12 protein-coding genes and 1 pseudogene are annotated in these 15,200 nt (G+C 32.0%); 2 read left to right on the top strand and 11 right to left on the bottom strand.

Annotated features, from left to right (window positions below):
- From CN514_RS03750 to wecB, 3 genes are all read right to left on the bottom strand, one after another.
- Positions 1-722, bottom strand: a 722-nt coding sequence (locus CN514_RS03750) for a nucleotide sugar dehydrogenase (protein ID WP_141529294.1), incomplete at its 3' end; no start/stop codon positions are given.
- A 65-nt stretch (positions 723-787) separates the two neighbouring features.
- A complete protein-coding gene (locus CN514_RS03745; RefSeq protein ID WP_098231444.1) occupies positions 788-2,077 on the bottom strand; it encodes a glycosyltransferase in 1,290 nt (429 codons plus the stop codon).
- A 54-nt stretch (positions 2,078-2,131) separates the two neighbouring features.
- Complete coding sequence (wecB, locus tag CN514_RS03740) at positions 2,132-3,310, bottom strand: non-hydrolyzing UDP-N-acetylglucosamine 2-epimerase (RefSeq protein ID WP_483294997.1); 1,179 nt, start codon at positions 3,308-3,310, stop codon at positions 2,132-2,134.
- A gap of 681 nt (positions 3,311-3,991) precedes the next feature.
- On the opposite strand from wecB, the gene CN514_RS03735 reads away from it, so the two are divergent.
- A complete protein-coding gene (locus CN514_RS03735) occupies positions 3,992-4,141 on the top strand; it encodes a BH0509 family protein (protein WP_175403455.1) in 150 nt (49 codons plus the stop codon).
- Positions 4,142-4,643: 502 nt separating this feature from the next.
- On the opposite strand, the gene CN514_RS03730 is transcribed toward CN514_RS03735, so the two are convergent.
- Positions 4,644-5,330, bottom strand: a complete 687-nt coding sequence (locus tag CN514_RS03730) for a winged helix-turn-helix domain-containing protein (RefSeq protein WP_098231443.1) — start codon at positions 5,328-5,330, stop codon at positions 4,644-4,646.
- Positions 5,331-5,502: 172 nt separating this feature from the next.
- Between CN514_RS03730 and CN514_RS26755 the strand changes: the two are divergent.
- Positions 5,503-6,457: pseudogene (locus tag CN514_RS26755) on the top strand (phosphate ABC transporter substrate-binding protein PstS family protein).
- A gap of 72 nt (positions 6,458-6,529) precedes the next feature.
- On the opposite strand, the gene CN514_RS03720 reads toward CN514_RS26755, so the two are convergent.
- From CN514_RS03720 to CN514_RS03690, 7 genes are all read right to left on the bottom strand, one after another.
- The gene (locus tag CN514_RS03720; protein WP_098231442.1) at positions 6,530-7,495 is read right to left on the bottom strand and encodes a phosphotransferase enzyme family protein; all 966 of its coding nucleotides are present in this window, start codon (positions 7,493-7,495) and stop codon (positions 6,530-6,532) included.
- A 93-nt stretch (positions 7,496-7,588) separates the two neighbouring features.
- The gene (locus CN514_RS03715; RefSeq protein ID WP_098231441.1) at positions 7,589-9,142 is read right to left on the bottom strand and encodes a response regulator transcription factor; all 1,554 of its coding nucleotides are present in this window, start codon (positions 9,140-9,142) and stop codon (positions 7,589-7,591) included.
- Positions 9,120-10,949, bottom strand: a complete 1,830-nt coding sequence (locus CN514_RS03710) for a sensor histidine kinase (RefSeq protein WP_098231440.1) — start codon at positions 10,947-10,949, stop codon at positions 9,120-9,122. The genes CN514_RS03715 and CN514_RS03710 overlap by 23 nt, the downstream gene beginning before the upstream one ends.
- A gap of 215 nt (positions 10,950-11,164) precedes the next feature.
- Positions 11,165-12,436, bottom strand: a complete 1,272-nt coding sequence (locus CN514_RS03705; RefSeq protein WP_098231439.1) for an ABC transporter substrate-binding protein — start codon at positions 12,434-12,436, stop codon at positions 11,165-11,167.
- A 129-nt stretch (positions 12,437-12,565) separates the two neighbouring features.
- Complete coding sequence (locus CN514_RS03700) at positions 12,566-13,396, bottom strand: carbohydrate ABC transporter permease (RefSeq protein ID WP_056465365.1); 831 nt, start codon at positions 13,394-13,396, stop codon at positions 12,566-12,568.
- On the bottom strand, positions 13,396-14,331 hold the full coding sequence (locus CN514_RS03695; RefSeq protein WP_286141559.1) for a carbohydrate ABC transporter permease: 936 nt from the start codon (positions 14,329-14,331) through the stop codon (positions 13,396-13,398). The genes CN514_RS03700 and CN514_RS03695 overlap by 1 nt, the downstream gene beginning before the upstream one ends.
- A gap of 264 nt (positions 14,332-14,595) precedes the next feature.
- Positions 14,596-14,940, bottom strand: coding sequence for a DUF805 domain-containing protein (locus CN514_RS03690; RefSeq protein ID WP_098231437.1), 345 nt, complete (start codon positions 14,938-14,940; stop codon positions 14,596-14,598).
- Positions 14,941-15,200: the final 260 nt, after the last annotated feature.

Raw genomic sequence — 15,200 nt, 5'->3', positions numbered from 1 at the left:
TTATTAGCCATTTCAATTACATCTAAAGCATTTATGTCTAATTCATTACATACTTTAGTTAATTCATTAGCTAATGCAATATTAACGTCTCTAAAGGTATTTTCCATAAGCTTAGACATTTCTGCTGTCTTAGCATCAGTTTTGATAATTTCACCCTTTACAAAAGTACCATAAACTTTTGCTCCTGCTTCAGTACATGCAGAAGTAACTCCACCTACGATTCTGTTGTTATAAATTAACTCATGAAGAATTTGACCTGGTAGAACACGTTCAGGGCAGTGAACTAAAAAGATATCTTTTCCGACTTCAAATCCAGCTTCTTCAATTATTGGTTTTACTTGATCATCCATACTTCTTGGAGCAATGGTAGATTCTACTATTAATACATTTCCCTTTTCTAAATATGGAATAACCGAATTAACTGCAAATAATACATACGAAAGATCACAAGACTTATACATATCATCATTATTAGGAGTTGGTACTGAAATAATGAAAGTATCAGCTTTTTCAGGTGTTAAGGATGCACGAAAAGTCTTCTTTTCTATTACTTCATTTAAGGCATCTTGTAAACCCGGTTCTTCAATGTGAATTTTACCCGCATTAAGAGAATCAACAACTCCAGCATTTATATCAACACCTAGAACATCAACCCCGTATTTTGCAAACATAATTGAAGTTGGTAATCCAATATAGCCTAATCCCATTGTACAAATTTTCATTTCTTTCCCTGCTTTCTATTAAATTAATTTTTGAAAATAGCTCTATTAATACTTTAAGTTCTTAATTACAACTGTTCATAAATGGATAGGAACTGCTTTTTTTCCTCGTCCCAGTTATATATTTCTTTAGCCGTTATACAATTTTGTTTCATATCATGATATACATCAGGAGAATTTAATAAATAATTTAGCCCTTTGGCTATTGAAGTTGGATCATGCGAATCTACACATAAGCCAATCCGTTCACCTACTACAACCTTTTTTATTTCTGGAAAACCACATGCTATAACCGGAACCCCACTAGACATATACTCAAACAACTTGTTTGAAGATGCAGAATAATGATTGAAACAAACATTATTTAATACTTGAAACCCTACATACGCGTTTTTAGTATATTTAGGCAAATCATTAAGTGAAACTTTGGGAACAAATTTTACTCTTTGATGCAAGTTCATTTGATTAACCAATTCTTCTAACTCTGATTTGATTTTCCCGTCTCCTATTAATACAAGTGTCCCCTCGTTAAAAAGAGGAACAGCTTTAATTAAGTTTTTTAAACCTCTACCTGTTTGAATACCGCCTTGGTATAATAGTATTTTTTCATCTTCGGATATACCAAGTAACTTCCTTAATGATGACTTTTTTTTATTTTTATATCCTTTTAGTTTAATTGGGTAATTATGAACTACATGCGGATAAAAACCGTAAAGTTTTTTATTATACTTTGCCCTAGTATGATTTTCTACAATCATAGAGTCGATTATCTTAATTAAACTCCCCTCCAAGTACTTGTAGAAATTGCCATTATAGCCTGTTCGGCTAGTTTGAACCTCATGTGAATCATAAATTAGCTTACGTTTTTTAATTCTAAATTTCGAACAAATGACACCTTGAACTAATGTATTTAAATCATTCGAATGGTAAATATCATAATTTTTTATTAGCCCTCTCCCAATCATTCGTAAAATGATATTACCTTTTATCCAAAAAACTTTACATTTTGTTTTTAATAGCATAAGAAGAACAACTACTGTGGATAACGCCACTAGAGGAATCATAAAAAATAATAAAAACAATATAAGTAACATGATCATTTTTAGAAAATTATATTTCAAAATATACCTATATATTATTTGTAAATAAAGTAACGAATCAGGGTACCTTTTCACTCGATAAATATTAAAATTTGGATTTCGCGCTTCATATATAGGTAGCTCTTTATTTTTAGGATCAGCAATACATATGAGATCGACTGTATAACCACTCGCCGATAATGCGGTACATTCTCTAAGAACCCTGGCATCATTAGTAAAATGATTCCAAACAAACATACACACTTTTTTTCTAATCATTTTTCTATCCCATTTAAGATTTAAATTTTTTTGAAATTCTCTAAAATTTTGATATTAGCTATTTGTTAAGAGAACAATTCCATTCGCATTAATATCAGATGAGTTTTCTTCTAAAATATTAAAATAATGTTTAATCTCTTCAACAATTCTTCTAGAAGCTTCTCCATCTCCATATGGATTTGATGCTTTAGACATTTTCGCATGTTCTTCTTTATCTGATAACAGTCTATCAGCTAAAGAAAAAATAACTTCTTCATCAGTTCCAACAAGCTTTAATGTACCTGCTTCAATACCTTCAGGACGCTCCGTTGTATCTCGCAATACAAGAACAGGTACGCCTAGAGAAGGAGCTTCTTCCTGTACCCCACCAGAATCAGTTAAAATTAAATGTGACCTAGCAGCAAAATTATGGAAATCAATTACATCTAAAGGTTCAATTAAATGAATTCTAGCATTATCACCTAAAATTTCGTTTGCTATTTCTCTCACGACAGGATTCATATGTACTGGATAAACAACCTGGATATCATTGTGTTTATCGACTAATCGCTTAATCGCTTTAAACATATTTCTCATAGGTTCCCCTAAATTTTCTCGACGGTGTGCTGTCATTAAGACTAAACGGTCATTTCCTACTGTTTCAAGGACAGGATGAGAATACTCACTTTTTACTGTAGTTTTTAGTGCATCAATAGCAGTATTTCCTGTAATAAAAATTGATTCTTCTTTTTTATTTTCTGCTAATAAATTTTGTGCTGATTTTGTTGTAGGGGAAAAATGTAAGTCAGCCATAACCCCGGTTAATTGGCGGTTCATTTCTTCAGGGTATGGAGAATACTTATTCCAAGTACGTAGCCCTGCTTCAACGTGACCAATGGTGATTTGATTATAAAACGCTGCTAAACTTGCAATAAAAGTAGTAGTTGTGTCGCCATGTACTAATACAATATCTGGCTTCACTTCTTGCATAATCTTATTTAAACCTTCTAATCCACGCGTTGTTACATCGATAAGCGTTTGGCGATCCTTCATGATATTTAAATCATAATCAGGCGTAATTTCAAAAATCTCTAATACTTGGTCAAGCATTTGTCGGTGTTGAGCCGTAACTGTTACGATTGACTCTATATGTTCAGGATATTTTTCTAGCTCTAGCACAAGTGGAGCCATTTTAATCGCTTCTGGTCTCGTGCCAAAAATCGTCATTACTTTAATTTTGCTTAACAGGTTCATTGACTACTACTCCCTTAAAGAAACTTATAATTTAAAATGAACCCCAATATCCTTCAATTAATAAAAATAACTAAGTAAAAATGAAGTTCATTTTACAAAAACTTTAAACTTTAAATGAAAAAAAGTCTGACAATATTAAATTAAATTAGCTTAATAGTTAGATTAAAATAATACACTCATCATAATTACATCTTAAGACGTTATATTAACGCCAAATAGTTCTAAAATACTCGTCTCTTCCATCATTTTCTTCTAATAACATATCCATTTATTATTCTATTAAAATATACCCTCGGATTCAACAGTGCCTAGCATAACAATTACTTAACTAAAAATTAAGTAAAAATTAATCTATATATAAGAAACTTTGGTTAATTTTCCCATAAAACAAGGTATTTTGTAGGATTATATACCCATTTTATGGAAGCCCTTACAAGCTAGTCTAGTTATGTTACATTCATTAATAAAAATTTTAACATTAGAAATTATTCTAGAATAAAGTGTTCGCTGTAAATTGAATAATGATCAATGAAACGATAAAAATAATTTTTTCCTTATTTAGTAAAAATCACTAGCACATTTTGATTTTTCTGTTATATAATAAATTATAAATAAATACACTGTATTAATACAGAATGAAAACAAATTAATCATTCATTTAATTCAAAGGGAGTGTTGTTGATGATGAGTAGAGAAGAGCGTAAAAACATGGTTCAATTTTTGGAATTAACAAAAGGATTTTCAACTGAGGACTTAGTTTTCATGACGGATGCTGATTTAGAGCACCTTTACGACACTGCGTATACGTATATGTTACATCACGCTGAGTAAGATCTTACAACTTTGGATTACTGCACTTATAAAATAAAAAGCTAGGTGAACATCCTAATTTGGATTAACCTAGCTTTTTCATTTACCAATGTTTCTTACGTCAATTCTGTATCGAATTACTTATTTTTCATCTTTTTCTCGAATTTGCAAAAGACATCAAAAGTCCTACTTTTCCGACTATATTTCTTAATTTGAGTCAAAAACATTTTAAAAGAGTATTTTATATGTATCTTTTTGTTATATCGAAATTTTACTTTTTCCAATTTATGGTAAATAAACAGATTGTCCATTTATGTTGTTTAACCCTAATAATTGTATACAATTTGTACGTTTTTTTTAGTCGTTTTGTCTAATAGGGTGTGTACAAAAAAACTTTTTTATTTAATTTTTAATAAAAAAAAAATAAAAAAGTGCATTTCTCTATCCAAACCTCTGCCTTATAAAAATAAAAAAGCTAAAATGCATCCTTAAAAAGAATTCACCTAGCTTTTTACACTTCTGTTCAATTAACAAGAGTTTCAAACCGATACCCTTTTCCCTTAATCGTTTTAATATACTTAGGATAATTCGGAAGTTCCTCAATTTTATGTCGTAAACTATGAATATAAATATCGATTAATCTTCTATTTTTATAAACCGAAATTACTTCCATTAATTCTTCTCTCGTTACAATAAAGCCGGCTTTTTTGATTAAAAACAGTAAAATTGCGTATTCTCTACCATTTAATTCGATCCTCATTTTGTTTTTATAAACCTCTTCCCGATTTAAATAGAAGGAAATCTCTCCAAAATATAAAACTTTTTCTCGGTCTTCTTCTATTTTTTCAGTGCCTGCCCTCCTCATAACTGCTTTTATTCTTGCTGATAAGTCTCTAGGATGAATCGGATATTTAACATATTGATCCGCTCCAGCTTCAATACAAATCGCTGCTTCGTATGAATCATAAGTTTCAACTAATAAGATGATCGGTATTTCTGATATCCGTCTTATTCTCATGATTAAAGGAATAAACTCGTCCAAAACTTGGCTTTTCATTAATACTATGCATCCTTTTAAGAAACCAAGATGTATTTCTTCATTAAACTCTCCATATCGATATGTGCTGATTTTAATTAATCCGAATTGTTTACTTTGTTGAAGCACATGTTCAATCTCGTTTTGATCTTGGATGATGACAATTTGCTCCACCGTATATCTCTCCCATTTTTTACTGTTTATACGGTCATTTTAATTGGTTATTAACAAAAAAGGGGGACTTTCACTATACCTTTACAAATTCTTTACGTAGCGTTAAAAGCAAGTTAATCTTTGTGGGATATTGTTAGAAATATAGTAGTAAACAACTAGGAGGATACTGAAGATGCATCTGAGAAAAGTACTTTTAATAGTCGTCGCAATCACAGCTATGTTATCTTTAGCGGCTTGTGGAATGGCCTATCATCCTAATTCAACTACATCTGAAAAACAATTAACTGGTACTGTAATAATTGACGGTTCATCTACCGTTTTCCCGATTATGCAAACAATAACAAAGCAATATAGAGCTGCACAACCCGAGGTAACGATTTCATTAGGTAATAGTGGCACAATTGATGGTTTTAAAAAATTCGCAAATGGCATAACTGATATAAACGACGCATCTCGTCCAATAACAAATGCAGAAGAGACAATCGCTAGACAAAATAACATCGATTATATTCAACTAAAATTAGCCTACGACGGTCTATCTGTTGTAGTAAATTAAGACAATAATTTTGTTAATCAATTAACAGTTGAACAATTAAAAAAGTTGTGGTCCGTAAAAAGCAAAATAAAAACTTGGAACGAACTAAACTCAGCTTGGCCAAAGAAAGAAATTAAATTCTTCAGCCCTGGTACTGAGTCAGGAACTTACGAATACTTTAATAAAACAATCTTAAATCAAACTGGCGAACGGAAAGATGCTCAAACGTCTGAAGATGATAAAAATCTTGTCGCTGATGTTGCTAGTGAAAAAGGTGCAATTGGATACTTTGGTCATGCCGTACTATGAAGAAAACAAAGATCATTTAAAAATCGTACCAATCGTTAATCCAAAAACAGGTAAAGTAGTTTTACCAACTGAAGAGACAATCAAAAATGGGACTTACCCCCTTTCACGTGAACTCTACACATATGTAAATAGTAACTCACTTAAACGGCCTGTCGTTTTGGACTACTTGAAATTTGCCAATGAAAATGCTCCAATTTTAGCTGAGCAAGTTGGCTATATCCCATTAGAAGATGAGCAATATGAAATCAATATTAATAAAATAGAAGAAGCTAGACACAAATAACCTTACTCACCCCCCCAATTTAAATATAAAAAAAGCTACGTTTCGTGTTTGAATCGTAGCTTTTTGTTTAATTTAAAGATCAATGATCGTCTTCTTATTAATGATTCTCTCTTTAAGTTCTTCACAAAGCTCAATAACTCTTTGCGTTTTCTCTTCATATTTCATGTTCAATACATGATAAAGCGTAATATCACGACATTTTAAAAATGAAGGAATTCGGCTATACCATTCTTCATCTAATACATATTCGGTTTCATAACCTTTTCGAAAGATTTCTAGCTGTCTTTTTGCGAAATTAGATTTTTCTTCGAATGATGCCTTGCTGCCCCATGCAGTATAATATAAAACAATTGCGATATCTGAAATGAAATAATTATATTGCAAATCATCGAAATCAAAAGCCGTTATATCACCTTTATCATTTACGAAGAAATTGTGGAGATGCAAGTCACTATGGATTAATCCATATGAATCTTTCTTTCTGTCATAAGCTTGGATTTCTTCTATTAATTCCTTCGTAAAAATGCCAAGTTCTTCGTCAGCTAACATTTCATTTAAATAAGCTTCTTCATCCCAATGCTCACGATGATTTGTTACAGGATAATCAACTGTTAATGCGTGAAGCTTTCCAATCGTTTTTCCCCATGTGTACATTAGGTCATCATTCCACACTGCAGGGTTTGTACGATCAACTAATTGACCATCTGCCCATTCAAACATTGATGCGTAAAAACTTGTACCATCACTTGCATGTTGGACTTCTACTAAATGACCGTTTAAAGAAGTTAAAGAACCTGCTGCATTTGCTCCGTTTTCTCTAGCATATTTTAAAAATTGAAGCTCTGCCTCAATTTCATCCTTTGAGCGATGAGATGAATGCGTTAATCGTAAAATGCGATCCGTTCCATCTGCCAACTTACCTTTAAATAGATAGTTCTCGAACTCTCCGACTGGTTTTTCTTCTACAGTAATCCCAAATTGTGATGCTGCATTCGTTAAAATCTCTTTCGTAAAAACTCTTTCAACTGCCTGTTCCATTTTTTGATCCCCCGAAACATACATAGAATAAATATCTAATTACATATTCCTCAGTTTCCAAGGATTTCCTGCAACTTTTTTACTAAATAATTGCTAATCATTCATATTTCGGTATTCATTTGGGGTCATGCCAACGATTTTCTTAAACACTTTTCGAAAATATTTATCATCTTGATAGCCGATTTTCCCTGCAATTTCATAGATTTTCAAATTGGGGAACTTCAATAATTCCTTCGCTTTTTCGATTCGTATTGAAACAATATAATCTGATATATTCACACCATAAATTTGTTTAAACTTACGGGATATATATTCGCGGCTTAAATAAAATTTCTCTGAAAACTCTTGAAGTGAAATTTCTTCAGCATAGTTCAGTTGAATATAATTTGCGATTGCTTCAATACTATTTAATTCTTGGTTCGTTTGATTCTTTTCTTGAATAATCGATTGTACTCTTTCTCTTTGAGTCGCTACATAATCACCAATTTCAAAATGTCCTTTCGCATTCCAGAACAATTCAAGATTCACTTCTTGGATTGTTTGAAGCGATAGTTTATTAATCCAGTGATTAAGGAAGATTAGAAACTCCTGATGCAATGAAAGTAACTGCGCAAAAGGAAGATAATTCTTTTGTGCGATTCGTTTACTAAAAAGTTGAATGACTTCATCGTAAATATAAATATCCTGTTTCTCAACCATTTGTTCAAATAAGTTGATGATTTCTACTAGATTGATCGGATTATACTCTTTTATATCTTCATAAGAATAAACTGGTACATCTCGCTTTTCTAAAATATTTACATGCTGTAGTACATTTACAACTTCCTCATACCCAGACTGGATCGATTCAATTGTTAACTTTCTACTGATCGCAAAATGAAACGGGAAAGGTACAACTGTCGATAAAATTTTAGCGATATGTTGGATACTGTCAGTAACCTGCTCGCCCCAATATAGTAAGCAAATCTCCTTTGTACCTTGTAAATTACGAAATGCAATTCCTCCATTTTGGTTTTGAAGAACTTCATTTACAATATTCAATAGGGCAAAAAAGCATAAATCCTCCGGCCAAATGTCTTTGAATGTCTCTAGATTTCGTAATTTTAGTAAAGAAACATGTAAAGTTTGCCCTTCTTCATATCCTAATTGGTTTAACATGTTCTGATTATATTCTTTACCGTAAATTGCATTTGTTAATTGTTTGTCTCTATAAACAGGTAAAACTTCCTGTAGCAAGCGAAAATCATTTAACGCATCAATTCTCTCTTTTTCTTTTTCATTCCAATCTGAAACTACTTTTACTAAAGTTTCATTCAATATATCCGGATCAATTGGTTTCAATAAATAATCAGACGCACCAAACTGAATGGCTTCTCTCATATAATGATAATCATCATATCCTGTTACAACGATTACTTTACAATTAATATTTTCCGAATGAAGCCACTTTAATAATCCTCTACCATCTAGCTCTGGCATCATTAAATCAGTAAAGATAATTGTCGGTCTTTCCTTTCTAATGATGTCTTGAGCGATTGCTCCATTTTCTGCTTCTAATATTTCAGTAACACCAATTGCATCCCAATCTGCAAGAAGTTTTACACCTTCTCGTACATGCTTTTCGTCATCTATTAGTAGAACCTTCATGATTAACTTCTCCTCTTGTCATTTCAATCGGTAAGATTATCGTTACAACAAAGTTTTCATGCTTCACACTTTCTATTTTTACTTCTGCTTTTTTACCATAATAGAAATGAATGCGATCAGAAATATTTTTTAATCCGATACTCTCGTTCGTATTTAATCCACCTTCTGCTAGTGATGAATTGATGATTTCTAATTCCTCTTCTGTTGCACCTTCACCATTATCAGCAATGACTATTTTTAAACGATCATCTTGTTGTCTATGAATCGAAATATTTAATTCACCAAGCTTTTGTTGCTTTTCAAAGCCATGTTTAAAGAAATTTTCGACGATTGGCTGTAAAATCATTTTTGGCATTTTTACTTTGTTTAACCCTTCCTCCACTTCCAGGTTATAAACAAATTTGCCATCATACCGTTCATTTTGAAGCGATAAATAATCTTTTATATGATTTAATTCATCTTTAAGCGTTACAAAATCTTCATTATTTTTCATGCTATATCTCATGATTTTTGATAGTGACATAATTAATCGATACACTTTCATTCCGTCATTTTTTAATGAAAGAGTTCCAATTGACTGCAACGCATTATATAAAAAATGCGGATTAATTTGAGACTGAAGTACTTTTAATTGATTTGTTTTGTTCTCAATTTGAAGCTTGTATTCTTTTATATATAAATCATTTAACGTATCGACCATTGAAGTAAAATGTTTACCTAACTGACCAAACTCATCATTTCCTAAAGTATCAAAAGAAACTGCAAGCTCGCCTTTCTCAATTCGCTGCATATCTCGAATTAAGATTCGTATTGGTCGTGTAAATCTGAAGGATACGATAATGGTTAAAATGATAACTAATAAGACTGAAATCGCCCCGAGTGTAACGGTAATCTTCAATAATTGATTTGAATTATGATAGAGATTTTTATATGGAATGCTTTTAATGATTGTCCATTGTTGATGATTGCTTTTTATTTTGTCATACACATAGACCCCACTAAAGTCCTTGTCCTTCCAATCAAAACTTGCTTGTCCCGACCGATCTGAACCTATTTTTTTATACCATTTTGTTTCTAGCTTTTTACCTATTAGACTTTTTTCAGATGAATACAGAACAACATTCCCATCACCAACAACGAAAAGATGTTCCTCTCCTTTTTTATAAATACGATCGAAAATTTCTTTAATTCTACTTAATTCAATATCGATCGATAAGAAACCTAGCCATTGGTCGGATGTAACATTATTTAAAAAATAATGAAATGATACAACCTGTTTAACTGGCTCGATTCGAAAATCAGATAAATTATTATAGTTTTGAATCGGATGAGTCGGTTGAATATAATACGAGTCCCTCGAATAACTTAAATTTCGATATGTGGGAATTTGGTTGAAATTATACAACTTCCCGCGACTACTCACCTTTGCATTGTAAACGGTGTAATCATCCTTACCCTTTGTTAAATACAAATGCAACTGCTCGATCTCTCTTCTAGAAAAATAAAGTCCTAATAAACTACGTTGAATTTCAGCAGAATTTTGTTCGATGTATGCCGTAGCACCATTTTCTAACACGGACAAAAACGGTCTATTACTATAAATGGACAATGGAATACCGTAAATTTCATTATAATAATTCAATAAATCATTCCCACTACGCTTCAATAAATCATGGTTTGTATTTACAAATTCCTTTGTTACTGTATTCTTCGTATAAAAATAATTCGCGATAATCGATAATCCAAAAGGAATAATCGTGGCGATTAATAATAAGACAATCAACTTACTTCTAATACTATTTTTCATGATAACATCCTTTGCGGAAACGTTTGCACTTTCTACTATCTAGTTTATCAGAAAGTTTAAAATTTAAATATAGGAAACTGAGGGTTAATTCTTATTCTGGATACTTGCTAGAGAGTAAACTTTCAAATTAATCATAAAAAAACCCACAAGGAAACTAATTCCTTGTGGGTTGCCTTAATCTATAGGGTATTTCAGGGAAGCCTAAAATTAAGAAATTATTTCTTTAATTTCATCCAAGTATCTTCAAGAGATTTTAACATTTCATCAGCAGATTTTTGCTTTCCAACGTAAGCTTGCATTGATGCACCAAACTCATTTGTAGCTCCATCTGGGTATTTGAACCAGTTCCAAGATAATGTTTTACCTTCAGCAGAGTATTTTTGTAAGTCGTCTGCGATTGGTCCTAAGTTTTTACCTTGAATTGTTTTTAATGCTGGGATAAACTTAAATTTTTCTACAATGTATTTCTTACCTGTGTCAGAAGTAACCATCCACTCTAAGAATTTTTTAGCTTCTTCTTTGTTTTTAGAGTTTTTGTTAACTACCCAGTTATTTGGTACACCCATTGGTAATTTGTCCATAGCTGCTTTGTCATCGTTGATTGGAATTGGCAACACGCCTAAGTTCATGTTTGGAGTAATTCCATCAATCATACCTTGAATCCAGTTACCTTGTTGGATCATAGCAGTTTTACCTTGAGCAAAGTTTGTAACTTGAGTGTTGTAATCAGTTGTTAAAGGATTTTTGTTACCGTATTTAACTGTTAAATCAAACAGTTTCATAAATTGTTTAAATTTCTCATTGTCTTGAATTTTTACTTTACCTGAATTCACATCAGCCATGAATTTATCTGGATCCTGTTGTTGAGCGAAAGGAATATTTAATAAGTGAATTCCTAAAATCCACCACTCACCGTATCCGATTGAGAAAGGAGTGATGCCTGCTTTTTTAAGCTTTTCAGCTGCAGCAGTTAATTCGCTTAACGTTTTTGGTGCTTCAGTAATACCAGCTTTTGCGAATAAATCTTTATTGTAAATAAAGCCATAACCTTCAGTATTCATTGGCATACCATAAAGTTTGCCGTCGATTGTCATTGGTTTTTCAGTACCTGGATATAAGTCTTTTACCCATGATTGATCAGAAAGATCTTCTAATTTATCTTTCCAAGTTACTGCTTCTTGGAATCCACCGTTATTAAAGATATCAGGCTCGTTTCCTGAAGCAAATTGAGCTTTTAATGCAGCACCGTAGTCAGCACCGCCACCAACAGTTTGAATTTTAACTGTTACGTTTGGATTTTCCTTATGGTAATCCTTCGCCATTTGTTCTAAATCTTTCGCAATCTCAGCTTTAAACTGGAATACGTTTAATGTTACTTTTTTATCCTTTGAATCATTTGAAGCTTTGTCTGAAGATCCTCCAGAACATGCAGAGAATAACATCACTGAAGTTGTTAATGCTGCTGCTACCTTTAGCATCCTTTTCATCCTAAAAACCCCCATCTTAATATTCTTTATTTTGAATACGCTTTCATTATACATTTAAAAACAATCAACTTTGGATAGTCTAAATTGACATGATGGGTGGAATATATTGATAGCTTCCACCCAGTCACCTTATTTAATTGAACCGCTTGTAATACCTTTAATAATATGTTTCTGTGCTGCAAAGTAGAAAATTAATAGTGGCGTTATGCCTAAAACAAGTCCAGATAGCGCTAAATTCCACTGTTTTGTATATGCTCCAAAGAAGTAGAATGTAGCAAGAGGAATTGTTCTTAACTCCATATCTCTTAATACAAGTGATGGTAATAAGAAATCATTCCAAATCCATAACGTATTTAGGATAACAATTGTAACCGTAATTGGTTTTAATAGTGGAAAAACAACTTTCCAGAAAACCATAGTTGGTGAACATCCATCAATAATTGCTGCTTCCTCTAACTCAATTGGAATTGTTTTAATAAATCCATGATATAGGAAGATCGATAATGCTGAGCCGAAACCTAAATACATGATGACTAATCCCCAATGGCTATTCATTAAATGAAGCGTACTTCCAACTTTCACTAATGGGATCATAATTGATTGGAACGGGATAACCATTGTTGCTACAAAGATAAAGAAAATGATATTTGAAATTTTACTTTTTGAACGAACTAATTTATAAGCCGCCATCGAACAGAAAAAGACGATTACAACATTACTAGCAATTGTCACGATTAATGAGTTCATTAACGCTTTCCAAAAATTCATGACTTCAATTGCTTGTTGATAGTTTGTAAAATCTAAGCTTTTTGGAAGCGAAGATGTATTTTGTAAAATATCAGCAAATGATTTAAATGAGTTTCCTAACACATAATAAAAAGGAACTAAGAAGATGAGAGCAAGTATAATTGCCGCTATTTCTAATATAAAAGTAAAGCCAGTATATCGTTCTTTTAGCATTATGCCTCAACCTCCCTCTTCTTCGTAATGTATACTTGAATAACTGAAATTAACGCAACGACTACGAAGAATACAATCGCTTTTGCTTCACCTAATCCATAACGGTTATTAACAAAAGCTTCAGTGTAAATGTTTAAAGCCAACATCTCAGTAGACTTAAATGGTCCACCATTTGTTAATGATAAGTTTGTATCAAACACTTTAAATGACCATGAAATTGTTAAGAATAAACAAACTGTTACAGCTGGTGCTACCATTGGAATAATGATTTTACGTAACACTTGGAATTTATTTGCACCATCAATTTGAGCTGCTTCTATTAATTCTTGAGGTACACCTTGCAGAGCCGCTACATAAATAACCATTATGTAACCTGCACCTTGCCAAACTGCCACGATGACAATTGCCCAGAACGCACCTTTTTCTTCACCTAAAAGTGCTCTTTGTAAAAAGTCTGAATGCAATAATTGTCCAATTGAAATTAAACCTTTATTAAAAATGAACTGCCAAATGAAACCTAATAATAATCCGCCGATTAAATTTGGAAGGAAAAAGACTGTTCTTAAAATATTACTAGTCTTCAAGCTTTGCGTTACGATTAACGCTAAACCAAAACCAATCACATTGGTTAAGATCACGGCGAATAATGTATATTTACCCGTTAAAATAAACGAATGGATAAAATCCGTATCTTTCGTAAAAATGTATTTATAATTTTCAAGTCCGACCCACTTAGCAGAATCAGCTACACCATCCCACTGAGTAAATGAATAGAAAAAGCCGATTAAAAATGGCGTTAACACGATCGCTGCAAAAACAATAGTTGCTGGTCCTACAAACGTAAGATAATTTAAAAAATCTCTTAATTTTTTAGATGACTTTTGTGTCTTGGCATCTGTTAAATTTGTATCAATCACTTTTTTCGTTTCAATCATCTGTAACACCTCCACTATCATCATAAAATACCTCCGGGGTTGTGAAAACGTATTCATTTGAACAGTAGGGTGGAATATATTGACTAGATTGATTTTTAGGTTTACATGAAGAATCATTTTTTTCCTAGTCTACAAACTACTGATTATCATAAAACACACTACTCTCTCAATGGGTTTATTAAATTCTCCTTACTTATACACAAAAAAACCACCTTTAAATGAAAGGTGGTCTCGTATCTCTATTCCTACTATTAATTCCTCAACCTAATACTTAGGATTCGCCCCAAATCGATTATCTCCCTCTTCACTATCTAAACAGAAGAAAATTATAAGAATAATCGTACCAATAAACGGAATGATTCCAATTAACAGCCACCATCCACTTCTACCAGAATCATGTAATCTGCGAGCCCCTACTGCTAAAGATGGCAATATCGTCAAAAGACCGTAAATTCCAGTTAATATATTATCGATATCCGCAATGCTTTGTAAAATCGAAAGTATAATAGTGATAATGGCATTAAACAGGAAAAACATCCAATACTCTGTTCTTCTAGCTCTTCCGTTGAATACTACGTAATTCTTTAATACTTTTAAATACCATTCCACGATGGATCCCTCCTAAGAAGTAAATACGGTACATTTAAGTCTATTCTTAATACCCAGGTAACATTATTAATTTTTAATAATAGGACAATCTATTTTGTATTAACACAAAAAACCGCCTAAAATTAGGCGGTTTGATCTTAGTTTATCTCGGTTTTGGGCCATAGTGAACTTCATTTAATACAAAGTTTATTGAGGAAATACAAAATTATTATTGTATAATAAAATATTATTAATTAAAACATTTTTTGGGAGATTTATTT

This window comes from Bacillus sp. AFS001701, assembly GCF_002559405.1.
Taxonomy (GTDB): domain Bacteria; phylum Bacillota; class Bacilli; order Bacillales; family Bacillaceae_G; genus Gottfriedia.
Note: the sequence above shows the minus strand (reverse complement) of the source record. Positions and strands in the feature narration are given on the sequence as shown.